The organism is Pseudoalteromonas sp. Ps84H-4, assembly GCF_024124645.1.
GTDB classification, from domain to species: Bacteria; Pseudomonadota; Gammaproteobacteria; order Enterobacterales; family Alteromonadaceae; genus Pseudoalteromonas; species Pseudoalteromonas lipolytica_C.
In genome coordinates, this window is sequence record NZ_JAMXSK010000026.1 from 36,560 (window position 1) to 62,181 (window position 25,622).

Below are 25,622 nucleotides of genomic sequence, written 5' to 3' on the forward strand. Positions count from 1 at the left end.
CCAAGCTTTTATTCACTTTTTATACAGAGGCTGTGGAAAACTTCTTATTTATGATGATCCTATATGATCACGAAATAAGATCCTTTATAATTACGGCCTCTGCAGCGTTTTAGTGATTGACTTTTGTTGTCTTCATCTATAATATCTCGCGCTCGCAATGGCACCTGTGCCAGGATCGCGACCTGCATAGGATGTTTTAACCTTAACCGATCGGATGGAATTGTTATGAAAAGAACTTTTCAACCTAGCGTTTTAAAACGCAAACGTACACACGGTTTCCGTGCTCGTATGGCAACAGCAAATGGCCGTAAAGTATTAGCTCGTCGTCGTGCTAAAGGCCGTAAAGTTCTTTCTGCTTAATATATAAGTGGAAGACTTTAGCTTCAGCAGGGAGTTACGTCTGTTAACTCCCTCGCATTACTCTCGAATCTTTAATGAACCAGCACGCGCTGCGACTCCTTTCTTTACCCTATTAGCTAAACGCAATGACCAAACTAATCCTCGATTAGGTCTTACGGTCGCCAAAAAACGCGTTAAAAAAGCCTGTCAACGTAATCGAATTAAACGACTTGCTCGCGAAAGTTTCCGTTTAAATCAACATAAACTCGATAACATTGATATTGTGCTTATGGTTAAAAGTGGTATAGATGAACAGTCAAACGAAGAGCTGACAAAACAACTGAATAAATTGTGGCGAAAAATAAATGAGCGCTGCAAGCCAGGTGCGCCAAAACCACCACCATTCAAAAAACGCCCCAAGAAATCAGCTAATTCTAATAATCAAGCTTGATAGCAATAGAATTACAGGCTTAATTAAGGTATCTTTAGCTCACCTTTTAATCATGCATTTAAAATTCTTCGCTAGGAATTTAAATTCATGGTATCCATTGACTAAATTAACGCAGGGGCTGACACATCATGAGGTTACTTAAACCACTTGTTGCTATTCCAAAGCGCTGTTTAGTCATGTTAATTCGAGGCTATCAAAAATGGATAAGCCCGTTATTAGGCCCGCATTGTCGTTTTAATCCAACTTGCTCTAGTTACGCAATTCAAGCAATTAATTTGCACGGAAGTGTAAAAGGCAGTTGGTTAGCTGTTAAACGCATATTAAAATGCCATCCTTTACATGCTGGTGGGGATGATCCCGTACCGGCAAAAAATCATATTAACCACCAACACGAGAAATAAGAGCTGTTATGGAATCGCAACGCACGTTTTTATTAATCGGCTTGATGCTTGTGTCGTTTTTATTATTCCAAGAATGGAATAACGACTACAATGCACCAAAAGCTGATCCAAGTGCCACAACACAAACACTAGGCGCAACTACACCAGAATCTGATGACTTTATTCCAGCATCATCTGACGGTGAAGTACCAACTGCTACTACAGCAAAGCGCTCAGTTATCGATGTAACAACTGATGTATTCACTGTTAAAATTGACACCCGTGGTGGTGACATTATTGAAGCAGACCTACTTCAGTACGAAGAGACAAAAGGCAGTGATACTCCTTACATGCTACTTGGTGTGTTTGACGGTAAACAATACTTCTCGCAAAGTGGCTTAATTGGTTTAAATGGCCCAGATGCGACTGTTGAAGGCCGTCCGGTTTATAAAGCCACACAAAAAGCATTTACTTTAAATGGTGATGAACTGCGTGTACCACTTGAGTTTACCGACAGCAAAGGTGTGACGTTTACTAAAACCTATATCTTCAAAAAAGGCAACTACGCTGTAGGTTTAGAGTACACAGTAAACAACGTAACAGCTGACCCAATTCAAGTTCAGTTATACACGCAAGTAAAACGCACAGTACAAGAAAAAGGTAGCTTAGTAGATCAAAACTACTTAGGTGCAGCATACGGTACTGAAGAAGAGCCATACGAAAAGTATAGCTTCTCAGATATGGCTGATAAAAACCTTAACATCACCACAGCTGGTGGCTACATTGCATTTATTCAACACTACTTTGTAAGTGCATGGGTACCTAAGCAAGATCAACAAAATACCCTTTACAGCAAGTTAGTAGCTGGTAATGCGGCAATTATTGGTACTAAGGGTGAAGCAGTTAACGTACAAGCAGGTACGCAAGCGACACTTACTTCTACTTACTACATGGGCCCGAAAGAGTCTGATGTACTAGAAGCGATTCACCCAGACTTAGACCTAACTGTAGACTATGGTTGGTTGTGGTTTATCTCACAACCATTATTCGTACTACTTAAGTGGTTACACAGCATCCTAGGTAACTGGGGTCTAGCTATCATTGCAATCACGGTTATCGTTAAAACAGCAATGTACCCGCTTACTAAAGCACAATACACGTCAATGGCGAAGATGCGTGCCTTACAGCCTAAAATGGCTGCACTAAAAGAGAAGTATGGTGATGACCGTCAAAAATTCGGTCAAGCGATGATGGAAATGTACCGCAAAGAAAAAGTGAACCCTATGGGTGGCTGTTTCCCACTGTTACTACAAATGCCAATCTTCTTAGCATTATTCTACGTATTCTTAGAATCAACTGAGCTACGTCATGCTGAATTCATTTTATGGTTAAATGACTTATCAGCAATGGACCCATACTACGTATTACCGGTTTTATTTGGTTTAAGTATGTTCATCACTCAAAAGCTGCAACCTATGACAGTTACTGATCCTATGCAGCAAAAAATGATGACCTTTATGCCAGTAGTATTCTCAATTTTCTTCTTATGGTTCCCATCTGGCCTAGTACTTTACTGGTTAGTATCGAACCTTATCTCAATCGCACAGATGCTAATCATCTACCGCGGTATGGAGAAAAAAGGTATTAAGGTAAGAGGCTAAACTCTTAACCCAACAAAAAAGGCGCTAATTAGCGCCTTTTTTAATACCTGAAAAAATTTAACCGAGGATAGGAGAATATACCTGATTAGGCACACTACGCTCAGTAAAGCTCAAACTTGTTGTTAGTAGCGAAGCAACCACCAAACCGATTGCAATCCCCCCAGATACTCCAAGCCACTTTACAGCTGTTGTTTTACGCTTAACCCTAAGCCAACTCATATAAATGCCAGCAGCACTTATAAAGCTCATCAATGCACCAAATAACCCCCAAATAAGTTTAGTACCAACTCCTGCAAAGTTACCAAAGTGCAGCGGATCAGCGGTATCTGAAATTCGGGCTACAATAGGTAATTGTTCGCCTATTTGTATACCTAGTAACTCACCCGAGCTTGGTTTTAAATAAACACGGTTAGCACGCAGACGCAGTAAAATATCATCGTTATAACCACGCACTTCAATAGGCTGATCCGCTTTATTTGGATAACGAATATAGCGAATATCAAGGCTCGGAAACGCCTGTTGAGCGGCTTCATAAGCTGCAGTTAAGCTAATTGGCGATATATCTTTACGAGGGCTTTGTTTTTTAAACTCACTTACCGCTTGTGGCGCAGAAACAGTATGCGACACTTTAGCTGTTTGCAGCCCATGCTCTACCAGATACCAAACACCTGTAATGGCCATCACTGCGATAAACCATAAACTCCAAAGCCCTAACAGTTTGTGCCTATCAGCCCAACTACTGCGTTTATCAAGACTAAGCGCAGCAGGCTTTTTCATAAAACCTTGCCACCAGCGCCGATACACATAAAAACTCGAAACCAATAAAATAACGAGTAACATACTCAAACTGGTAACGATTAATTTACCCGTCCAGCCCATCGACAAATTCATATGCCAATTACGTAAAAACCGCGATATCCGCGCCCACTCTCCTTCACCAAGTAAGCGGCCCGTTGCAGCATCTAAATAAACAAAACGAAATGAATCACCGACTTTAAGGGCCGCTTCAGTGGCAAGGTAATCTTGTTTATGACGTTGTATATAAAGTAATTGACCCTGTGGATAATGCTTATTTAGGGTGTTTTCGATAGCCTGATAGTTAGTCGAGGCTGAAGAAGATAAAGCACGATACTTAGCGTCTGTTAAGTATTCGAGTTCATGACTTAACGTAGCGAGCGTCCCCGATACGCAGGTAACAAAAAGCAGGACTCCTACAAAGAGTCCTGCCCAGGAATGTAAATTAAACCAACTTTTAGCGTTCACACGCCACCATTAAAAGCTGTATTTAGCACTTAAATAGACACGGCGTGGTTCACCAGGAAAGTGCCCTGTTCGCTCAATAAAGCCACTGCTTGCGTATTCTTTATCAAACAGGTTTTTAACTGATAATTGCCATTGCCAGTTATCAACGGTTGTTTGCCACGCCATGTTGTAAATCGTATAAGGTTTAACACGTTGACCGCCTAAACTAAGCTGTTCATCAACATAATCTAAGCCAGCAGAAATAGATGACGATAAGCTAGGTAACTCATAGCGTGTCCAGATACCTAGGGTATTTTGCGGCGCGTTGGCAAATTTATCGCTATCAGGAATTTGGTTACGAATGCTGTCGTTTGCTTTAGTAATACGGGTATCATTATAGGCATAGCTTGCAGTAACCACCCAACGCTCAGTGATGTCACCAACTACTTCAAGTTCAAAACCTTTACTTTGTACTTCACCAACGGCAACTAAGTCATCAACACCATCACCGGCAACATCACCTAATAAACTAGGTTGCAGGATATTTTCACGCACAATATCGTACATAGCCATATTAACAGCAAGCGTGTCATCTAATAATTTGGTTCTTAAACCTAACTCATTAATACGGCTAGTCTCTGGCGAGAAAGGGCCACCCTTCGCAGTTTCTTGATCACTGGCACTTTGCGGCACAAACCCAGTGCCATGCAGTGCATAAGGGAAGAACATATTGTTAATGTTATAGCTGGTACCAATACGGTAAGTTAAATCGCTATCAGAAAACTCGGTTTGATTTAACAGATCTTTATCTTCAAAACGGTCATATCTTAAGCCAGCTGTGACGCTCCAATTAGCGGTGATATCGAGCTGATCTTGCAAGTACGCGCCAAAGCGGGTGCTATTCGTTTTCCCAAGCCTTGGTGTAATACTATCAAGATCATAATCATCGGCAGAGGTTAAACCATATTCAGGATCGTTAAGATCAAGACCAGGAACTGGACCACCTTTACTTTGCTGCGTAGCTGTACGGTAAACACTTTCAAAATCATGTTCATACCAGTCACTACCAAACAGTACTTGATGCTGCATGTCGGCAAATGCAAACTCCGCAATCGCATTGGCAGTTAAACTAAAGCCGTTGTTCTCACGTACTTGATCACGAAACTCGCGATGACTCCAATCAACAATTCCATCACCGTTAGTATCTACTAGACCTCTTGGCTCATGGTAGTTTTGCACTTCTTTGTTATCAAAATAGCGTGCCGTGACATCTGTACGCCAAACATCATTAAAATCGTGTTTTAAAGTCGCCTGATAAACATGCGCTTCAACATTTTGAAAGTCTGTTGCCTCGTTATGGTTCCAGCTAATGTCAGTTAGAAAATTGCCATTATCATCAGCAGGGACACCACGTAAACGTGCCCCACCCAACTCCTGCTCTATATAGGTATACTGCGTGGTTAATTCAGTTGCACTATTTATAAGCCACGTATATCCAAGATCAACAATGGTATTATCGCTGCTAGTATTTGCACGGAATGGTTTTTCAGTATCACGGTAGATACCAACACGATAAGCATGGTTATCAAGTGATTCACTCAGCGTTCCAGTGCTTTCTAATGCACCACTGAAGAAATCATCATTACCCACTTCAACTTCAATACTGTGCTCACTGGTGAATTTAGGCTTCTTAGTTACATAGTTAATAATACCGCCCGGATTACCGCTACCATAAATAGCGCCAGCAGGGCCTTTTAAAACCGCAACTTGTTCGATATTAAATAACTGCGGCACAGCAAAACCATTGAAAGGGTCGCCCTTTACGCCATCATATAAAATCTCATCTTGGCGAAAACCACGAAATGTCACGCCGGAATAACTAAAGGCATTAACACCAGCAATATTGCTATAAAGGTCGGTAATTTGGCGAGCAGCCTGATCATTAATCAGCTCCTGCGGCAAAATTTGAATTGACTGAGGTATTTTTTCTAACGGTGTATTAGTACGAGTAGCAAAACTTGACTCAGTTGGTCGATATAAAGAAAACGCACGGCCAACAACTTCTATTTTTTCGATCTCTTTAGAATCGTTTTGATCAGTAGAAACTTCAGTTTGAGCATGGGCAACGCCCGAAAAACCAGCAGCAAGTGCAATAAAAACAGCAGAAAGACGCATAATAAAAAAGGATACAATTAAGAATGCGCAACATGTTAATGAATATAATTATCATTTGCAATGACGATTTATTATTAATTAAAGCTAAATAAAGTATTACTTACATCAAACTTTTGCTATTTCATTACTCAAACAGCTATTCGCATGAAATTAAGCCATAGGTTACAATAGAGCCAGCATTCATTCTTTTTATTGGCATTATTTCATCGCATGATTAATCAAGACACAATTGCAGCACAAGCGACCGCACCAGGACGTGGTGGGGTTGGTATTATTCGCGTCTCTGGCAGCTTAGCTAAAACAGTGGCAGAGCACATTATTGGCCGTTGTCCTAAAACACGTTACGCAGACTATGTGCCATTTAAAAGCTTGAGCGGTGAACAGCTTGACCAAGGTATTGCTATTTACTTCCAAGGGCCAAATTCATTTACCGGTGAAGACGTACTTGAACTACAAGGTCATGGCGGCCCTGTTGTACTTGATATGCTATTAAAAGAAATTAGCCAAATTGACGGTGTACGTTTAGCAAAACCGGGTGAGTTCTCTGAGCGCGCATTTATGAATGACAAGCTTGATTTAACTCAGGCAGAGGCAATTGCTGACCTTATCAATGCAACCAGTGAACAAGCAGCCAAAAGCGCCCTACAATCACTGCAAGGTGAATTTTCTAAACATATCGAAACGCTGGTGGAAAAAGTCATTCACCTACGTATGTATGTAGAAGCCGCGATTGATTTTCCTGATGAAGAAATCGACTTTTTATCAGACGGTAAAGTTTCAGCAGATCTTGATGCCATTATTGAGCAACTCGATAATGTAACTCAGCAAGCTAAACAAGGTAGCATCATGCGTGAAGGTATGCGTGTTGTTATTGCGGGTCGCCCTAACGCTGGTAAATCAAGTCTACTCAATGCATTAGCTGGCCGTGATGCAGCCATCGTTACCGAAATAGCCGGTACAACACGTGATGTATTACGTGAACATATCCACATTGATGGTATGCCACTGCATATTATTGATACCGCAGGCCTACGTGAAAGCCCAGATAAAGTAGAGCAAATAGGTATTGAGCGCGCATGGGACGAAATTAACCAAGCCGATCGCGTACTATTTATGTTAGACGGCACAGATACGTCAGCCACTGATCCCCATGATATTTGGCCGGAGTTTATGGCCAAGTTACCAGAGGGAATGGGTGTTACTGTGATCCGTAATAAAGCCGATATTTCCGGCGAAAGTGTCGGTATGGATGAGCATGATCAATATCCTGTGATCCGATTAAGTGCTAAAAATGCTGAAGGTATAGAGTTAGTTCGTACTCACTTAAAGGCATGTATAGGTTTTCAAGGGGCAACTGAAGGTGGCTTTATGGCACGCCGTCGTCACTTAGATGCACTGGACCACGCAGCCTATCATTTAAACACCGGTAAAGAGCAACTAGAGATGCATATTGCTGGTGAGATCTTGGCTGAAGAGTTACGCCTAACTCAACAGTTCTTAAATGAGATAACGGGTGAATTTACTTCTGATGACTTGCTAGGGAAAATCTTTAGTTCGTTCTGTATCGGTAAATAAATTCCGGTCATCAATATTATAAAAAAGAGTCGCAAGGCTCTTTTTTATTTTTAATCCAGCAATCAATTATCGGTTCAGGGCCGAAACCAGCCAGTATTAAACTCAGTTTCAATTAGTCTAGTGATGTCATTAAACGGAGGACATCATGGACAAATATCAACAATTTCACCAGCTACACCACCAGCCAACAGGCTTTGTACTTGCTAATGCGTGGGATCTTAGTTCTGCACAATTCATTCAAGCTGCGGGGGCTAAAGCCCTAGCAACAACCAGCTGGGGCATTGCTGCCAGCTTAGGTTTAGCGGATGGTGAAAACATCTCTTTTCAAACTCAATTAGCGCTGGTTAAAAGCTTGACTAAACACATACACATTCCACTCACTGTCGATATAGAGTCAGGCTACAGTAACGATCCGCAGCAAATTAGCCAAAACGTTTTAGCGTTAGCAAAATTAGGGATTGTAGGCATCAACATTGAAGACTCAAACAAAGAAACTAACGCACTCAGATCTATCGAACAGCAATGCACTATTATTAGTGAGATAAAGAAAGTACTTAACGAAAATGGCTTCGGTAGTTTATTTATCAACGCCAGAACCGATACCTTCTTTGTTAGTGATCGCCCTTTTCAAGCAACATTAGAACGCGCAAAAGCCTATCAAAATGCTGGTGCAGATGGTCTATTTGTACCCGGCCTTACAAACATAGAGCAAATAACCAGCTTAACAAACGCGATAGATATGCCACTAAATGTGATGGCAATGAGCAATTTTAACTCAGCAAAAGCGGCTTTCGCTGGTGGCGCTAAACGTTTTTCATTGGGTAATTCGCTCTATGATCTAGTGGGTAATACAATTAAAAGCACCTTAATTCAGCTCGAAAGTTAACTTGGTAAACAAAAAAATCAGATCAAAACAGCTTTTAAGATCGAGTTTGTCTAAAAATGTTATCCACATTTGGGGTATTTTTAGATCTGAAAGCTGATTTGATCATAAAAAATCGCTGATATTTGAGTTCGCTGATGATCAACAGCCATTTTTTATAATTAATTTTCTTAAAAACGGCCTTTATATGTGCTGTTTTAAGTTTTTTTCGATCTATTTTATTGATCACAATTTACAAACCGATCGTTATCAACAAGCGATCTATCCACAAAACGATCACACTCAGCACGACTTACAGATCTAACCAATCTTTCTCTTTGCGACGACTAAAGATCAACAACTTAGCAAAGTTATACAGTTTACAAAATCAAACTTGATCAGAACTTTCCCCAAAATTATTAACAGCTTGATCAAAGGGTTAAACTCGCTAAAAATTTAAAAAAACTATTAAAAACAGCAAATTGTAAAAACAAATAAGTTTAAGCACGTATTTTAACCATAAAAACTTATTCAGATCGTAATTCAACGCTTTACTCACACCCTAAGTTCGTTATCATGTGGCCACTTATTTCTATACATGATCAAACACATGCAATCAGTAAATATCATCGTTGGCAGCCAAATGGGATCGGCAGAGTACGTGGCAGAACAGCTCGCTGAAGCCCTTGAACAACAAGGGATCCAAGTTAAGCTGCATGAGCAGCCGGTATTTGATGATATTGATCAGCAAGACACAATCTGGTTGTTATGCACTTCAACTTATGGCGCCGGAGACTATCCAGATAATTTATTGCCATTTATTGAATCAGTTAACCAACAAGTTGATCTAAAAGAATTAAACTACAGTGTGGTCGGTTTGGGTGACACCAGTTACGACACCTATAACTATGCTGCTCGTAACCTAGATGAGTTATTAGCAAGTAAAGGTGCAACACGCGTGGCAACGCGCTTAGAGCTTAATATTCTTGATGAAGAACTACCCGAGGACACAGCATTAGCTTGGTTGCCAAGCTGGATCGAAGCGGTGGGACTTAATTAAGCCGATCGAGGATGATCGTGTTTTAAAAGTTATCAACAATTTACTGATAATTTAGATCGAATTGTGGATAAACACTGATCTAACTGCGATTTTAAGGTAGTTTATCCCTTGGATAAGATCCACTCGATATTGCCCTGTGTATAAATAGCCCTTTTGATCAAAGCTTGTTCCCCGTAAGATCCGATCATATTAACACCTTTAGATCTGCGTTAAGATCATGTTTTAAATAGTAAAGCAAACATTATCAACAGATCTAGCCGTTACTAGTAGTAAAAGTAATAAAAGATCTCTTTAAAAGATCCTTTATATTATTAGAGATCACCCACTTAGATCTTGAGTACTGTTTAATCATTTATCTTCTCTAAATTTCTAGGTAGAATACGCTCCCTTTACAAAGTTTTGCTGGTCGATTAAGTAGGATCCCATAAATGATTTTTCACGAACGTTTTGATGTTATTGTTGTAGGTGGTGGACATGCAGGTACTGAAGCTGCATTAGCATCTGCTCGCATGGGCATGAATACCCTATTGCTAACTCATAATATGGATACCCTTGGTCAAATGTCTTGTAACCCGGCAATTGGCGGTATTGGTAAAGGCCATTTAGTAAAAGAGATCGATGCTCTAGGTGGTGCTATGGCACAAGCAATCGATAAAGGCGGTATTCAATTTCGTACTTTAAACTCATCTAAAGGCCCTGCTGTTCGTGCTACACGTGCACAAGCTGACCGTGCTTTGTATAAAGCTGCTATCCAACACACTTTACAACATCAAGAAAATTTAAAGATCTTCCAGCAATCATGTGACGATCTGATTGTTGAAGGCGATCGTGTAATGGGTGTGGTAACACAAATGGGTCTTCGTTTTAGTGCCCCATCAGTTGTACTTACTGTAGGTACTTTCTTAGGTGGTCAGATCCATATTGGTTTAGAGAATTTCAAAGGGGGTCGTGCTGGTGATCCACCTTCAATAGCACTTGCAGAGCGCTTACGTGAATTACCATTTCGTGTTGATCGCTTAAAAACAGGCACGCCTCCTCGTATCGATGCACGCACTGTTGATTTTAGCAAGATGCAAGAACAGCCAGGTGATACTCCAACGCCGGTATTCTCGTTTATGGGTAAACAGTCAGATCACCCACAGCAGATCCCGTGCTACATCACCTATACAAATGAAAAAACTCATGATGTGATCCGCAACAACCTGCATCGTTCACCTATGTATTCAGGTGTTATTGAAGGTATTGGTCCTCGTTACTGTCCTTCAATTGAAGATAAGATCGTACGTTTTGCTGATAAAGACAAACATCAAATCTTTGTTGAACCAGAAGGTTTAACATCATACGAATTATATCCAAATGGTATCTCGACGAGTTTACCGTTTGATGTACAACTTGAAATTGTGCAATCAATCACTGGTTTTGAAAATGCACATATTTGTCGTCCTGGTTACGCAATTGAATATGATTTCTTTGATCCGCGCGACTTAAAACAGTCATTAGAAACTAAGTTTATTAATGGTTTATTCTTCGCAGGCCAAATCAATGGTACAACGGGTTATGAAGAAGCTGGCGCGCAGGGCTTAATTGCTGGTATGAACGCGGCATTACAAGTACAAGGTAAAGAGTCTTGGACACCACGCCGTGATGAAGCATACACAGGTGTACTAATTGACGACCTAGCAACATTAGGTACTAAAGAACCGTACCGTATGTTTACTAGCCGTGCTGAATACCGTTTATTACTTCGTGAAGACAATGCTGATATTCGTTTAACTGCAAAAGGTCGTGAACTTGGTTTAGTTGATGATGCTCGTTGGGCTGCCTTTAACGAAAAAATGGAAATCATCGAAAAAGAAACGCAACGTTTAAAAGAAACGTGGATCCACAAAGATCACGTTGCTGTCGATCAAGTAAATGCGTTATTAAAAACGCCACTGACTCGTGAAGCGAGCCTTGAAGATCTGATCCGCCGTCCTGAAATTCGTTACACCGATTTAATGGCGATCGATGGTTTAGGTTCTGAGTTTGATAACCAAGCTGCACTTGAGCAAGTTGAAATACATACTAAATACGCAGGTTACATTGCTCGCCAACAAGACGAGATCAATAAGCAATTGCGTCATGAACAAACTGTATTACCAAAAGACTTTGATTATTCAACTGTTTCTGGTTTATCAAATGAGGTTATTGCGAAGCTTACTGATAGTCGTCCAGATACAATTGGCCAAGCATCGCGTATTTCAGGTATCACCCCTGCTGCTATTTCGCTATTATTAGTCTATCTGAAAAAGCAAGGCTTACTGCGCAAGACTGCGTAGTTGGTGAGGAATACAGTGTTACAACAACAATTAACTTCACTGTTAGCGCAAACTGAAATTGCGCTAACAGAAAAACAGCAACAACAACTTGTGCAATATGTTGAATTATTAGACAAGTGGAACAAAGCGTATAATTTAACCTCTGTTCGTTTACCTGAAGAGATGATGGTTAAGCATATTATGGATAGCTTAGTTGTTGCACCACACCTTAAAGGCAAACATTACATCGATGTAGGTACGGGTCCTGGTTTACCGGGTATCGTATTAGCCATCGCCCTACCTGATACACAATTTATTTTGTTAGATAGTTTAGGTAAGCGCGTACGCTTTTTGATGCAGGTAAAACATGCACTTGGCCTTGAAAATGTAACCCCAGTGCAGTCTAGAGTTGAAGAATATCAACCAAGTGTTAAATTAGATGGTGTATTAAGTCGTGCATTCGCCTCTTTACAAGATATGGTTGACTGGTGTGCGCACTTGATTGATCATTCAGGCAAATTTATCGCTTTAAAAGGCGTATTTCCGAGCGAAGAACTAGACTCATTACCTAAAGGTATTAAGTTTGACGAAAAAATCAGCTTGGAAGTACCTGAGTTAGATGCGCAAAGACATCTAATCATTCTATCTAAAGACTAGGGATCAGAGCACTGTGGCAAAAGTCATCGCATTAGCAAACCAAAAAGGTGGTGTTGGTAAAACAACCACCGCTGTGAATCTCGCGGCATCGATGGCCGCGACGAAGCGTAAAGTGTTATTAATCGATCTTGATCCGCAAGGTAACGCAACCATGGGGAGCGGTGTCGATAAATATGGTGATGTTGCGACTATTTACGATTTATTGATTGAAGAGACACCAATCGAAGAAGTCATCAATAAAGAAACCTCTGGTGAGTACCACTTAATTGCTGCTAATGGTGATGTGACTGCCGCTGAAGTTAAATTAATGGAATTGTTTGCTCGCGAAGTACGTTTACGTAATGCGTTAGAAAAAATTCAAGATCAATACGACTTCATTTTTATTGACTGCCCGCCTTCTCTAAATATGCTGACTGTTAATGCAATGGCTGCCGCAGATTCAATTTTAGTTCCAATGCAATGTGAGTACTATGCCCTTGAAGGTTTAACGGCGTTAATGGATACCATTACGCAACTTTCTAAGTTAGTAAATCCAGCGTTAACAATTGAAGGGATTTTGCGCACCATGTATGATCCGCGCAATCGCCTTGCAAATGACGTATCTGAACAACTAAAACAACATTTTGGCGATAAAGTATATCGTACCGTTATCCCACGTAATGTCCGTTTAGCAGAAGCGCCGAGCTTTGGTGCCCCTGCCATGTATTATGACCGAGCATCAAGTGGCGCTAAAGCATACTTAGCCCTAGCCGGCGAAATGTTACGTAGAAAAGAGAAAACATCTTCAGCAGTAGCCTAACTTCGAGGTAAAAAAATAACATGTCTGCTAAAAAACGCGGTTTAGGCCGAGGACTCGACGCTTTATTAAGTTCATCAAAACCAGCCCAAAGTGCAAATAATCAGCAACAAGCGACAACCACACCAGAGCAAGTCTCTGAGGTAGTTGCTGAGCAAAAAAATGGTGAACTGCAAAAGCTAGCGATAGAGTTTTTACAATCGGGTAAATATCAACCACGTAAAGACATGTCTGAAGAAGCACTTGAAGAGTTAGCCAGCTCAATTCGTGCCCAAGGTATTATTCAGCCAATCGTTGTGCGCCAAATTGGTGCAGATAAATACGAAATTATTGCAGGTGAACGTCGTTGGTGTGCTGCACAATTAGCAAAATTAGACACCGTACCGTGTATCATCAAAGATGTACCCGATGAAGCTGCGGTAGCTATTGCACTTATTGAAAATATTCAACGTGAAGACTTAAATGCGATGGAAGAAGCGATTGCATTAAATCGTTTGCTAAATGAGTTTGAACTTACCCATCAACAGGTCGCCGAAGCGGTTGGCAAGTCTCGTACAACAGTAACAAATTTGCTTCGCTTAAATAATTTAAATGAAGATGTAAAAATATTGTTAGAACATGGTGATATTGAAATGGGCCATGCACGCTGTTTATTAGGCCTTGAAGGTGAAGCGCAATCAGATGCAGCACGACTAGCAGTAGCTAAAGCGTTAACTGTTCGCGAAACCGAAAAGCTAGTGCGTTCTATTTTAGAACCAGCGCCAAAAAAAGAAGTGCAAGAAAAAGATCCTGATGTCAAACAGTTAGAACAAAAACTTGCTGAAAATTTAGGCGCAAAAGTAGAAATAAACTACAATAAAAAAGGCAAGGGAAAGCTGGTTATTTCGTATACAACACTTGATGAGCTAGATGGCATTTTAAGCCGTATAAATTAAGACTATTCCCGTCATTAATTAATAACATGTCCAAAAAGAGACATTTGTGGTGTTTTTGCACTACAAAGGGTCGACTCAAGTTGCAAAACTGGTAGGAATCAGTATAATTTCGCCAGTTTTCATACCCTGACAATTTGAACGTTTACAAGGTTAATAAAACGTGACTAATAAGTTAGCAAAGCCTTATAGGCTTGCCGCATTTAAATTAATTTGTCTTCAGGGTATCGTAGCGCTCATCGCTGCAGTAGTTGTTTTTATAGGTTGGGGAGTCAATGCCGGCCAGTCAGCAGTTGCTGGCGGGGCTGTAGCAATACTCCCTAATTTTGTATTTGCCGTCTATGCATTCAGATATGTGGGTGCAAGTCGAGTAAATCAAGTGTATGCCTCGCTAAAGCGCGGCAACGGATTAAAATTTATGCTTACAATCGTGTTGTTCGCACTGATACTGAAGTCTTACACGGTCATTTTGTTACCGTTTTTCTGTGTTTATGTATTGGTGTTATTTTGCGGATTGTTTGCGCCCGTTTTTTTTAATCATTAACTTTTGGGATATAACATGGCTGCAGAAGAAGTAACTCTATCAAGCCATATTCAGCACCACTTAACTAACGCTAAGATGTGCTCGACCGACGCTGGTCTTGCCTTCAACAAAGCGTGTGCAGACAGTGGTTTCTGGACATGGAATATAGATACCCTCGCATGGTCAATCGGTTTAGGTCTTGTATTTTTATGGATCTTCCGTAGTGCCGCTAAAAAAGCAAATACCGGTGTACCTGGTAAATTTCAGTGTTTCATTGAAATGATCGTTGAGTTCGTTGGCGACAACGTACGCGATACTTACCACGGTAAAAGTGCCCTAATCGCTCCATTAGCTCTAACGATTTTCGTTTGGGTGTTCTTAATGAACTTAATGGACTTAATTCCGGTTGATTTCCTACCTGCATTCGCTGGCTTCGTTGGTGAACAAGCATTTGGTATGGATTCTCACGACGTTTACATGAAGATTGTACCAACAACAGACATCAACATGACTGCTGCACTTGCTATTGGTGTATTCATTCTGATGATCGGTTACGCAATCAAAATCAAAGGGATTGGCGGTTTCTTAGCAGAACTTACGCTTCACCCATTTAGCTCAAATAACAAGCTAGCGATGGTGTTTTTAATCCCGTGTAACTTATTACTAGAAACAATCGCTTTAGTAGCTAAGCCGTTCTCGTTAGCACTGCGTTTATTCGGTAACTTATATGCTGGTGAGTTGATTTTCATCTTGATCGGCGCAGTTGGTTTAATGCAACTACCGTTGCACTTTATTTGGGCTGTATTCCACATCTTAGTAATCGTACTGCAAGCATTCGTATTCATGATGCTAACAATCGTTTACCTAAGCATGGCAAGCTCAGATAATCACTAATTTTATACACTTTTAAATTTTAACTTTAATTTACAATTGAAACTTTGGAGAAAAAAATGGAACTAGTATTAGGTCTTAAGTATATCGCTGTTGCTCTACTTATCGGCTTCGGTGCAATCGGTACTGCTATCGGCTTCGGTAACATGGGTGGTAAATTCCTAGAAGCTTGTGCTCGTCAACCTGAACTTGCACCTTCATTACAAGTTAAGATGTTCATCCTTGCTGGTCTAATCGATGCTGTAGCTATGATCGGTGTTGGTATCGCAATGGTATTGTTGTTCGTACTTTAATATTATTTTTTGAACAGCTTACTATTTTAAGGAGGAGCGGTCGTGAACTTAACAGCCACTCTTATCGGTGAATTAATTGCATTTACGGTTTTCGTACTTTTCTGTATGAAATACGTATGGCCACCACTAAATGGTGCAATTGAAGCTCGCCAGAAGAAAATCGAAGATGGTTTAGCTGCCTCTGATAGAGCCGAAAAAGACTTAGAACTTGCGCAAAAGAAAGCTGCTGAGCAGCTTAAAGAGGCAAAAGCTCAAGCGGCTGATATCATTGAACAAGCTAAAAAGCGTGCCACGCTTATCGTTGACGAAGAAACTGTTCGTGGTCAACAAGAGCGTGAAAAAATTATTGCTCAAGGGCACTCTGAAATCGAAGCAGAGCGTAACCGTGTAACAGAAGAACTACGTAAACAAGTAGCGACGCTGGCCGTGGTTGGTGCTGAGAAGATTTTAGAGCGCGAAATCAATCAAGCCGCACACAGTGACATCGTTGAAAAACTTGTCGCTGAGCTGTAATTAGGAGGGTATGAGCATGTCTGAATTGGCTACTATCGCTCGCCCATACGCTAAAGCGGCTTTTGAACTTGCCGTTGAAAAAGGCACTGTTGAAAGTTGGAACGACATGCTGTTCTTTGCTGGCCAAGTTGCCAGCAATGAACAAGCCGCTGCCGCGCTAGCTGGATTGCCTACTGCTACTGAAAAAGCAGATCTGTTTATCAAGATCTGTGCAGAGCAGCTCAACGAACAAGGTCAGAACCTAATCAAGGTGATGGCTGAAAATGGACGTTTAGTTGCACTGCCAGCTGTTGCAGAGTTATTCGCTGAATTAAAAGCGGACTACGACAAAGAAATCGACGTTGATGTGGTTTCTGCAACACCGCTTGCTGCTGAGCAGCAAGTATCATTGGTAGCGGCACTTGAAAAACGTTTCGCACGCAAAGTTAAGCTGAATTGTAGTGAAGATACTACAGTGGTTGGCGGCCTTATTATCAAGGCGGGTGACACTGTAATCGACGGCTCAGTACGTGGCAAATTAGCCCGCTTAGCTACATCACTACAATCGTAATTGGGAAAAAGAGCATGCAACTTAATTCCACTGAAATTTCAGATCTGATCAAACAACGTATTGAGCAGTTCGAAGTTGTAAGTGAAGCTCGTAACGAAGGTACTATTGTATCTGTTACTGACGGTATCATCCGCATCCACGGTCTTGCTGACTGTATGCAAGGTGAAATGATCGAGCTTCCTGGCAACCGTTATGCTATCGCACTAAACCTTGAGCGTGACTCAGTAGGTGCAGTAGTAATGGGTCCTTACGCTGACCTTAAAGAAGGCGTAAAAGTTAAATCAACTGGTCGTATCCTAGAGGTTCCTGTTGGTCGTGGTCTACTTGGTCGTGTTGTTAACACACTAGGTGCACCTATCGATGGTAAAGGCGCTTTAGACAACGACGGTTTTGAACCTGTTGAGAAAATCGCACCAGGCGTTATCGAACGTCAATCAGTAGATGAGCCAGTACAAACTGGTTATAAATCTATCGATGCGATGATCCCAGTAGGTCGTGGTCAACGTGAGCTTGTGATCGGTGACCGCCAAACTGGTAAAACTGCATTAGCAATCGATGCTATCATCAACCAAAAAGGTACAGGCGTTAAGTGTGTGTACGTTGCAGTTGGTCAAAAAGCATCTACAATCGCTAACGTAGTACGTAAATTAGAAGAGCACGGTGCATTAGAAAACACTATCGTTGTTGTTGCATCTGCTTCTGAATCTGCGGCACTTCAGTACTTAGCACCATTCTCTGGTTGTACTATGGGTGAATACTTCCGTGACCGTGGTGAAGACGCGCTAATCGTATATGATGATTTATCTAAGCAAGCTGTTGCTTACCGTCAAATCTCATTACTACTTAAGCGTCCACCAGGTCGTGAAGCATACCCAGGTGACGTATTCTACCTTCACTCACGTCTTCTAGAGCGTGCATCACGTGTAAACGCTGATTACGTTGAGAAGTTCACTAACGGTGAAGTGAAAGGTAAAACAGGTTCATTGACGGCATTGCCAATCATTGAAACTCAAGGCGGCGACGTTTCTGCGTTCGTACCGACAAACGTTATCTCTATCACCGATGGTCAGATCTTCTTAGAAACTGACTTATTCAACTCAGGTATCCGTCCAGCTGTTAACGCTGGTATCTCGGTATCTCGTGTTGGTGGTGCAGCGCAAACTAAAATCGTTAAGAAACTAGGTGGTGGTATCCGTCTAGCGTTAGCTCAGTACCGTGAATTAGCTGCGTTCTCGCAGTTCGCGTCTGACCTTGACGATGCAACACGTGCTCAATTAGAGCATGGTGAGCGCGTAACAGAGTTAATGAAGCAGAAACAGTACGCACCAATGTCTGTTGCTGAAATGTCTCTGTCGCTATTTGCTGCTGAAAAAGGCTACCTAAAAGACATCGAAATCGCGAAAATCATGGATTTCGAAGCTGGCCTGATTTCTTATGCAAACAGCACATACGCAGAGCTAATGGCTCAAATCAATGAAACTGGTAACTACAACGCTGAGATTGAAGCTCAACTTAAAGAACTTCTAGAGAAGTTCAAGTCGACGCAAACTTGGTAATTTAGTTATGAATGGTGAGCTTTAGGCAACTAAAGCCCACCTGATTCGGAGAGAGAGTCATGGCCAGCGGAAAAGAGATTAAAAGCAAGATCGGGAGTATCAAGAATACTCAAAAGATCACCAGCGCAATGGAAATGGTTGCTGCGTCTAAAATGAAAAAAGCGCAGGAACGTGTGGCGTCAAGCCGTCCATACGCTGAAAACTTACGCCAAGTGATTGGTCGTGTTGCTCAAGCAAATCTTGATTTTACTCACCCTTTCTTAGAAGAGCGTGAAGTAAAACGAGTTGGTTATATTGTTATCTCTACTGACCGTGGTCTATGTGGTGGCTTGAACTCAAACGAGTTCAAAAAAGTTGCCCTAGATGTTAAAGCGTGGAAAGAAAAAGGCGTTGAAGCTGAATTTACTACTTTAGGTAGCAAAGCAGCTGGCTTTTTCCAACGTTTTGGCGGTAAGTTAGTCGCTAAAAAAGCGAACTTAGGAGATACACCTTCACTACAAGACGTTATTGGTCCTGTAAAGACAATGCTAGATGCATACTCTGAAGGTAAAATTGACCGCTTATACGTAGTATTTAACAAGTTCGTTAATACTATGAAGCAAGAGCCAACAATCGATCAGTTACTCCCTTTGCCAAAAGCTGAAGAAGAAGTATCTCAACATTCTTGGGATTACTTATATGAGCCAAACCCAGATGCGATTTTAGAAGCTCTGTTAGTACGCTTTATTGAGTCTCAAGTATACCAAGGTGTAGTTGAGAACGCTGCCTCTGAACAGGCTGCCCGTATGGTTGCAATGAAAGCTGCAACTGATAACGCAGGCGACCTTATGGATGAGTTACAGCTTGTTTATAACAAGGCTCGTCAAGCTGCAATCACACAAGAAATTAGTGAGATTGTTGGCGGTTCGGCAGCAGTTTAACGCTTCGGCAAAGTTTAATGAGAGGAATAGACATGAGTTTAGGTAAGGTCGTCCAAATTATCGGCGCCGTTGTGGATATCGAATTTCCACAAGACAACGTGCCAGCCGTATATGACGCACTAAAAGTAACAGATGGCGACTTAGCGGGTTTAACTTTAGAAGTTCAACAACAGCTAGGTGGCGGTGTGGTACGTGGTATCGCACTTGGTACTACTGACGGTTTACGTCGTGGTACTTCAGTAGAAGGCACTGGTCAGCCAATTCACGTTCCAGTAGGTACGAAGACACTAGGTCGTATCATGGACGTATTAGGTAACCCTATTGATGAAGCTGGTCCAATTGGTGAAGAAGAGCGTATGTCTATTCACCGTGCAGCACCTTCTTACGAAGAGCAATCAAATTCAGTAGAACTTTTAGAGACTGGTATCAAGGTAATCGACCTTGTATGTCCATTCGCTAAAGGTGGTAAAGTTGGTCTATTCGGTGGTGCCGGTGTTGGTAAAACCGTAAACATGATGGAACTTATCCGTAACATCGCAATCGAGCACAGCGGTTACTCAGTATTCGCAGGTGTTGGTGAGCGTACGCGTGAGGGTAATGACTTCTACCATGAGATGAACGACTCAAACGTACTAGACAAAGTATCTCTAGTATACGGTCAAATGAATGAGCCACCAGGTAACCGTTTACGCGTAGCGTTAACAGGTCTTACTATGGCTGAGAAGTTCCGTGACGAAGGTCGTGACGTACTTTTCTTCGTTGATAACATCTACCGTTATACTCTAGCGGGTACAGAGGTGTCAGCACTTCTAGGTCGTATGCCTTCAGCAGTAGGTTACCAACCAACTCTTGCTGAAGAAATGGGTGTACTTCAAGAGCGTATCGCATCTACTAAGACGGGTTCAATCACTTCAATCCAAGCGGTATACGTACCTGCGGATGACTTAACTGACCCATCTCCAGCAACAACGTTTGCTCACTTAGATGCAACAGTAGTACTTTCTCGTGATATCGCTTCACTTGGTATCTACCCTGCGGTAGACCCACTTGATTCATCTTCACGTCAACTTGACCCACTAGTAATCGGTCAAGAGCACTACGATACTGCGCGTGGCGTTCAAACAGTTCTTCAACGTTATAAAGAACTTAAAGACATCATCGCAATCCTAGGTATGGACGAGCTTTCTGACGAAGATAAGCAAGTTGTATCTCGTGCACGTAAAATCCAGCGTTTCCTATCTCAGCCGTTCTTCGTTGCTGAGGTATTCACAGGCGCGCCTGGTAAATACGTGTCACTTAAAGACACAATTGCTGGCTTCAAAGGTATCTTAAACGGTGAGTTTGATGATATGCCAGAGCAAGCGTTCTACATGGTTGGCTCTATTGAAGAAGCTCAAGAAAAAGCCAAAAGCATGTAATTAGGAGGGTAGTATGGCGGCTATGACTGTACATCTTGACGTAGTAAGCGCAGAAGAGAGCTTGTTCTCTGGTCTGGTTGAATCGATTCAAGTGAGTGGTAGTGAAGGTGACCTTGGTGTTAACTATGGCCACGCTCCATTATTAACTGCCCTAAAACCTGGTATGGTACGTTTAGTTAAGCAATTTGGTCACGAAGACGTGATGTATATTGCTGGCGGCACGCTAGAAGTTCAACCGGATCGCATCACAATTCTTGCAGATACTGCAGTACGTGGTGAAGACCTAGATGAGCAAGCGGCTGAAAAAGCGAAACGTGATGCTGAAGAGCAAATGGCGAACACGTCAGCTGCTGAGTTAGATTACCAACAAGCTGCAGTACAGCTTGCTGAAGCAATCGCTCAACTTCGCGTAATTCAACAATTACGCAAAAAGTAAGCCTACTCGGTTTTCGAAAAGCCCACTTAACGTGGGCTTTTTTGTGCCTGAAATGTGATGCTTTGCACCCTATTCTATTTTTATACTTATATCCTTCATCAAAGCTCGCTACAATAGTGTGAATTAATAGTGAATAGCTGTTTCATTCAAGGTTCAGTCCTACACATTAGGATTGCGTATTTACACATGATGTGACTTACATAACTTTGTTTGTTTTTTCAGATCTCACAACATCATGCACACCTAAAACAAAGAAAGAAGGATATTGTTTTAATGTCTCTGACTACTGTTATTCTAGCAGCGGGTAAAGGTACCCGAATGCGCTCTGCTCTACCAAAGGTACTTCACAAAGTTGCGGGTAAACCTATGGTGCAGCACGTTATTGATAATGCCACTGCACTTGGTGCTCGCGAAACAAACCTTGTTTATGGTCATGGTCGTGAACAGCTACAAGCTGCCCTGTCGCACAATCAAGTAAATTGGGTATTACAAGAAGAGCAACTTGGTACCGGCCATGCAGTCGCTGTTGCCAAAGAACATATTGCCGATGACGATACCGTATTGATTCTCTACGGTGATGTGCCACTAACAAAACGCGCCACTTTAGAAAAGCTACTTGCTGTGACACCTAAAAAAGGCCTAGCTGTATTAACCGTGACTTTAGATGACCCATCAGGTTATGGTCGTATGCTTCGTGAAAATGGCAAGCTGGTAGGTATCATTGAGCAAAAAGATGCCTCACCTGAGCAACTTGAAATTAAAGAAATCAACACCGGCATTATGGCTGCTAATGGTGAGTTACTAAAACGTTGGTTAGGTAACTTATCTAACAACAATGCCCAAGGTGAGTACTACCTTACAGATATCGTTGCGATGGCACACAGTGAAGGTGTTGAAATCACCTCGGCACAGCCTGAGCATCCGATGGAAGTTGAAGGCGCTAATAATCGCGTACAACTTTCAGCGCTTGAACGTGCATATCAAGCGTGGCAAGCAGAAGAGTTAATGCTAAACGGCGCAACACTTGCTGATCCGGCTCGTATCGATGTACGTGGTGAAGTAACGACTGGTGAAGATGTTCTCATCGACGTTAATGTTATCTTCGAAGGCAAAGTAACAATCGGCAATAATGTTCAGATTGGTCCTAACTGCGTACTTAAAGACTGTACTATTGGCGATAACGTTGTTATCAAAGCTAACTCACTTGTTGAAGAAGCCAGTGTTGCGGCTAAATGTACTTTAGGGCCTTACGCTCGTCTTCGCCCTGGTGCAATTATGGAAGAAGACTCGCATATCGGTAACTTCGTTGAGATGAAAAAAACTCGCTTAGGTAAAGGCTCAAAAGCAAATCATCTAACCTACTTAGGCGACACTGAAGTTGGTGAAAAAGTAAATATTGGCGCAGGGACTATTACCTGTAACTATGATGGCGTAAATAAATCAAAAACCATTATCGGTGATAACGCCTTTATCGGTTCAAACTCATCACTAGTCGCACCTGTAAATATTGGCTCAATGGCAACGATTGGCGCAGGTTCTGTTATCACTAATACAGTTGAAGACGAACAGCTTGCAGTCGCTCGTGGTAAACAACGTAATTTAACTGGTTGGAAACGTCCAACTAAAAAATAGTGAGCTACCCTACTAATTTTATATAGAAAGCGAGTTTATACTCGCTTTTTTTATGGCTCAATTTAGTGCTCATCAAAGTGCCATATAGTTGTAATGCCTGCGTGTTGTAATTGCGTTAATACAATACGAAGGAAAATAATAATGTTAAAAAGATCAATTATTGCGCTATCACTTTTAACCATTCTTACAGGTTGCTCATTAGACGGTGACGACGGCAAAGATGGTATGCAAGGTGAGCAAGGTCCTGCAGGGCAAGATGGAGCGAGTGGTGAAGACGCAAATTCAGCGTTAAGTATAAATCTTATCGGCCGTGCAGTGCTCAACGCAGAAAGCCCAGAAGGTGCAGCAGAGATTGTTGCCTATCAACCATCAAAAAAAAGAATTTTCGCTATTAATAGTTCGGGTGATTCGGCCGTTGTGAATATCATAAAAGCCAATAGTTTTGATCGTGCAGCTTTAGTTAAAGATAACGAAGGAGTAATAAACGGCACTAACTTAGATTCAGACATTACCCTTGCACTTAATGAGCACACTGCAGGCGATGCAAACAGTATCGCTATTGATATTAATAATGAACTTTTAGCTGTAGCAATGGCAGCTAGTAATACGGGTGATAAAGGATTAATCGCATTTTATGATATTAGTGGCGAAGAGCCTCAGTTTATTAAGAATGTTACTGTAGGTGCCCTACCCGATATGGTTACCTTTAGCCATGATGGTAATAAAGTACTTGTTGCTAATGAAGGTGAACCTAATGGGGATTACAGTATTGACCCTGAAGGCTCAATTAGCATCATAAACATCAATGATGGTGTGATTGCTGATACCGCGATTAGCATCACCTTTTCTGCCTACAACGATAAACAAGCAGAGCTTGAAGAGCGAGGGATTATATTTGCTAATCCGGCTGGCCGTACAATCAACGGTAATTTAATTAATACAACCGTAGCTATGGATTTAGAGCCTGAATACATCAGTATTTCTAAAGACAATAAGTTTGCATACGTGTCACTACAAGAAAATAACGCCCTTGCTATCGTCAATCTTGAAGATAATAGTCTAGAGCTTAAAGGCTTAGGTTTTAAAGATTGGTCTAATTTACTTTTTGATGCGTCAGATAAAGATGGTGGCGTTAACTTTAAATCATACCCTGGTCTATATGGTATGTATCAACCTGATACCATCTCAAGCTTTACCTGGAAAGGTGCTAACTTTATTGTCACAGCTAACGAAGGTGATGCACGCGAATACTTCTTCGACACAGCCGATGAAGCAGAATGTTTAGCAAAAGGTGGTCTTGATTACGATGAAGATGATGGTTGTTTATCTTATATAGATGAAAGCAGAGCTAAAGACTTAACGCTGGCAAGTAACTTTGATTACCTGAACAATGATAATAGTGATATTGGCCGCCTAAAAGTGACCACAGTTAAAGGTGATGAAGATAACGATGGTGAGTACGAGTCACTTTATGCATACGGAGCCCGCTCTTTTACCATCTGGGATAGTAACGGCATGGTGGTTTTTGATTCTGGCGATCAAATCTCACGTATTACCGCTTCAGTTCACGGAGCAGCATTCAACAATAATGAAGATGAAAATGCCGGCGATAGTCGCTCTGATGACAAAGGTGCTGAACCAGAAGCATTAGCACTGGGTACTATTGGTGATCGTACATTTGCATTTATTGGTTTAGAGCGCATGGGGGGCATAATGGTGTTTGATATTACTAATCCATACAATGTGACATTCCAAGATTACTTTTTTAACCGTGGCTTAGAAGCCGATGCAGAAATAACCGGTGATCTTGCCCCTGAGGGGATGGCGTTTATACCTGCAGAACAAAGTGCAACGAATGAAGCATTGCTTGTTGTAGGTAATGAAATTTCGGGTTCAATTGCCATCTGGGAAATCAAAGCTAACTAATCCACCTTATAAAGATAAAAAGCGATATAGCTAGTTTTAAGTATATCGCTTTATCCTTACCGTTATCACACTTAAAAAGTGACTGTTTTTTGAGCTAAAATCCCTCTGCAGCCCTTTATTTGTATGGTTATTATACTATTTTGAAAATAATCAAAAAAACCTTCAAAAAGTGCTTGCGTTAAAAATCCATCTCCCTATAATGCGCATCCACTGACACGGCGGGCAGCAATGAAAAGCGCTGAACAAAGTGACAGAGAGTTAAGTAAAACTTCGGTTTAAAACGGTCTAAAAAGAAAGTTTAAAATTAAGTGTTGACTCGAAAAATTAAGGATGTATTATACGCATCCCTCGAGACGCGAAAGCAACTCGAAACGTTCTTTAACAATATAAAGCAATCATCTGTGTGGGCGCTCGTACAGGTTGAGTTCTAACAGCAGATTCTAGTTCGCTAGATGACGCAAACAAATTTAGAGTCTCAATTGAACTGAGTGACCAACGGAAACAAGTTTACTTGTTTCAGCACAGTCAATTCGATAT

Annotated in this window: 24 protein-coding genes; 22 read left to right on the top strand and 2 right to left on the bottom strand. The window is 41.4% G+C overall.

Annotated elements, in window-relative coordinates; genetic code table 11:
• Window positions 1–225: 225 nt before the first annotated feature.
• The 4 genes from rpmH to yidC all read left to right on the top strand — a co-directional run bounded on the left by rpmH (window position 226) and on the right by yidC (window position 2,831).
• Complete coding sequence (gene rpmH, locus NH454_RS18860; RefSeq protein ID WP_008488847.1) at window positions 226–360, top strand: 50S ribosomal protein L34; 135 nt, start codon at window positions 226–228, stop codon at window positions 358–360.
• 7 nt (window positions 361–367) lie between these two features.
• Window positions 368–790: a ribonuclease P protein component gene (gene rnpA / locus NH454_RS18865; protein ID WP_138557625.1), complete on the top strand. Its 423-nt coding sequence runs from the start codon at window positions 368–370 to the stop codon at window positions 788–790.
• A 128-nt stretch (window positions 791–918) separates the two neighbouring features.
• The gene (gene yidD, locus NH454_RS18870; protein WP_054563758.1) at window positions 919–1,191 is read left to right on the top strand and encodes a membrane protein insertion efficiency factor YidD; all 273 of its coding nucleotides are present in this window, start codon (window positions 919–921) and stop codon (window positions 1,189–1,191) included.
• An 8-nt stretch (window positions 1,192–1,199) separates the two neighbouring features.
• Window positions 1,200–2,831 (top strand): membrane protein insertase YidC, encoded by a 1,632-nt coding sequence (gene yidC / locus NH454_RS18875; RefSeq protein ID WP_199526838.1) that lies wholly within the window; start codon window positions 1,200–1,202, stop codon window positions 2,829–2,831.
• A gap of 57 nt (window positions 2,832–2,888) precedes the next feature.
• Here the strand turns inward: yidC and NH454_RS18880 are convergent, their stop codons facing one another.
• Both NH454_RS18880 and NH454_RS18885 read right to left on the bottom strand, forming a co-directional pair.
• A complete protein-coding gene (locus NH454_RS18880) occupies window positions 2,889–4,094 on the bottom strand; it encodes a PepSY-associated TM helix domain-containing protein (protein WP_253039946.1) in 1,206 nt (401 codons plus the stop codon).
• A 9-nt stretch (window positions 4,095–4,103) separates the two neighbouring features.
• The gene (locus NH454_RS18885) at window positions 4,104–6,248 is read right to left on the bottom strand and encodes a TonB-dependent siderophore receptor (RefSeq protein WP_235384033.1); all 2,145 of its coding nucleotides are present in this window, start codon (window positions 6,246–6,248) and stop codon (window positions 4,104–4,106) included.
• Between the two features lie 210 nt (window positions 6,249–6,458).
• Here NH454_RS18885 and mnmE point away from each other — a divergent pair, with 210 nt between their 5' ends.
• The 18 genes from mnmE (at window position 6,459) to NH454_RS18975 (ending at window position 25,085) form a co-directional block, all read left to right on the top strand.
• Window positions 6,459–7,823 (top strand): tRNA uridine-5-carboxymethylaminomethyl(34) synthesis GTPase MnmE, encoded by a 1,365-nt coding sequence (mnmE, locus tag NH454_RS18890; protein WP_138557628.1) that lies wholly within the window; start codon window positions 6,459–6,461, stop codon window positions 7,821–7,823.
• A 145-nt stretch (window positions 7,824–7,968) separates the two neighbouring features.
• Window positions 7,969–8,709 (top strand): isocitrate lyase/phosphoenolpyruvate mutase family protein, encoded by a 741-nt coding sequence (locus NH454_RS18895; RefSeq protein ID WP_253039947.1) that lies wholly within the window; start codon window positions 7,969–7,971, stop codon window positions 8,707–8,709.
• Window positions 8,710–9,295: 586 nt separating this feature from the next.
• On the top strand, window positions 9,296–9,745 hold the full coding sequence (gene mioC, locus NH454_RS18900; protein WP_199526843.1) for an FMN-binding protein MioC: 450 nt from the start codon (window positions 9,296–9,298) through the stop codon (window positions 9,743–9,745).
• Between the two features lie 428 nt (window positions 9,746–10,173).
• The gene (gene mnmG, locus NH454_RS18905) at window positions 10,174–12,063 is read left to right on the top strand and encodes a tRNA uridine-5-carboxymethylaminomethyl(34) synthesis enzyme MnmG (protein WP_138557631.1); all 1,890 of its coding nucleotides are present in this window, start codon (window positions 10,174–10,176) and stop codon (window positions 12,061–12,063) included.
• 15 nt (window positions 12,064–12,078) lie between these two features.
• On the top strand, window positions 12,079–12,699 hold the full coding sequence (rsmG, locus tag NH454_RS18910; RefSeq protein ID WP_135923077.1) for a 16S rRNA (guanine(527)-N(7))-methyltransferase RsmG: 621 nt from the start codon (window positions 12,079–12,081) through the stop codon (window positions 12,697–12,699).
• 13 nt (window positions 12,700–12,712) lie between these two features.
• Window positions 12,713–13,498, top strand: coding sequence for a ParA family protein (locus NH454_RS18915; RefSeq protein WP_063701404.1), 786 nt, complete (start codon window positions 12,713–12,715; stop codon window positions 13,496–13,498).
• A gap of 20 nt (window positions 13,499–13,518) precedes the next feature.
• On the top strand, window positions 13,519–14,430 hold the full coding sequence (locus NH454_RS18920) for a ParB/RepB/Spo0J family partition protein (protein ID WP_253039948.1): 912 nt from the start codon (window positions 13,519–13,521) through the stop codon (window positions 14,428–14,430).
• A gap of 160 nt (window positions 14,431–14,590) precedes the next feature.
• On the top strand, window positions 14,591–14,971 hold the full coding sequence (locus NH454_RS18925) for an ATP synthase subunit I (RefSeq protein WP_135923075.1): 381 nt from the start codon (window positions 14,591–14,593) through the stop codon (window positions 14,969–14,971).
• Between the two features lie 15 nt (window positions 14,972–14,986).
• Complete coding sequence (gene atpB, locus NH454_RS18930; RefSeq protein WP_054554806.1) at window positions 14,987–15,844, top strand: F0F1 ATP synthase subunit A; 858 nt, start codon at window positions 14,987–14,989, stop codon at window positions 15,842–15,844.
• Window positions 15,845–15,900: 56 nt separating this feature from the next.
• Window positions 15,901–16,134, top strand: a complete 234-nt coding sequence (atpE, locus tag NH454_RS18935) for a F0F1 ATP synthase subunit C (RefSeq protein WP_004335261.1) — start codon at window positions 15,901–15,903, stop codon at window positions 16,132–16,134.
• Between the two features lie 42 nt (window positions 16,135–16,176).
• Window positions 16,177–16,647, top strand: a complete 471-nt coding sequence (atpF, locus tag NH454_RS18940; RefSeq protein ID WP_054554807.1) for a F0F1 ATP synthase subunit B — start codon at window positions 16,177–16,179, stop codon at window positions 16,645–16,647.
• Between the two features lie 16 nt (window positions 16,648–16,663).
• Complete coding sequence (atpH, locus tag NH454_RS18945; protein ID WP_135923074.1) at window positions 16,664–17,197, top strand: F0F1 ATP synthase subunit delta; 534 nt, start codon at window positions 16,664–16,666, stop codon at window positions 17,195–17,197.
• 14 nt (window positions 17,198–17,211) lie between these two features.
• Window positions 17,212–18,753, top strand: coding sequence for a F0F1 ATP synthase subunit alpha (gene atpA / locus NH454_RS18950; RefSeq protein WP_054554809.1), 1,542 nt, complete (start codon window positions 17,212–17,214; stop codon window positions 18,751–18,753).
• Window positions 18,754–18,812: 59 nt separating this feature from the next.
• Window positions 18,813–19,673 (top strand): F0F1 ATP synthase subunit gamma, encoded by an 861-nt coding sequence (gene atpG, locus NH454_RS18955; protein ID WP_062568484.1) that lies wholly within the window; start codon window positions 18,813–18,815, stop codon window positions 19,671–19,673.
• A 32-nt stretch (window positions 19,674–19,705) separates the two neighbouring features.
• Complete coding sequence (atpD, locus tag NH454_RS18960; RefSeq protein WP_138557632.1) at window positions 19,706–21,091, top strand: F0F1 ATP synthase subunit beta; 1,386 nt, start codon at window positions 19,706–19,708, stop codon at window positions 21,089–21,091.
• Window positions 21,092–21,104: 13 nt separating this feature from the next.
• Window positions 21,105–21,527: a F0F1 ATP synthase subunit epsilon gene (locus NH454_RS18965; RefSeq protein ID WP_135923073.1), complete on the top strand. Its 423-nt coding sequence runs from the start codon at window positions 21,105–21,107 to the stop codon at window positions 21,525–21,527.
• A gap of 273 nt (window positions 21,528–21,800) precedes the next feature.
• Window positions 21,801–23,159, top strand: coding sequence for a bifunctional UDP-N-acetylglucosamine diphosphorylase/glucosamine-1-phosphate N-acetyltransferase GlmU (gene glmU, locus NH454_RS18970; RefSeq protein ID WP_138557633.1), 1,359 nt, complete (start codon window positions 21,801–21,803; stop codon window positions 23,157–23,159).
• Window positions 23,160–23,300: 141 nt separating this feature from the next.
• Window positions 23,301–25,085 (top strand): choice-of-anchor I family protein, encoded by a 1,785-nt coding sequence (locus NH454_RS18975; RefSeq protein WP_199526847.1) that lies wholly within the window; start codon window positions 23,301–23,303, stop codon window positions 25,083–25,085.
• Window positions 25,086–25,622: the final 537 nt, after the last annotated feature.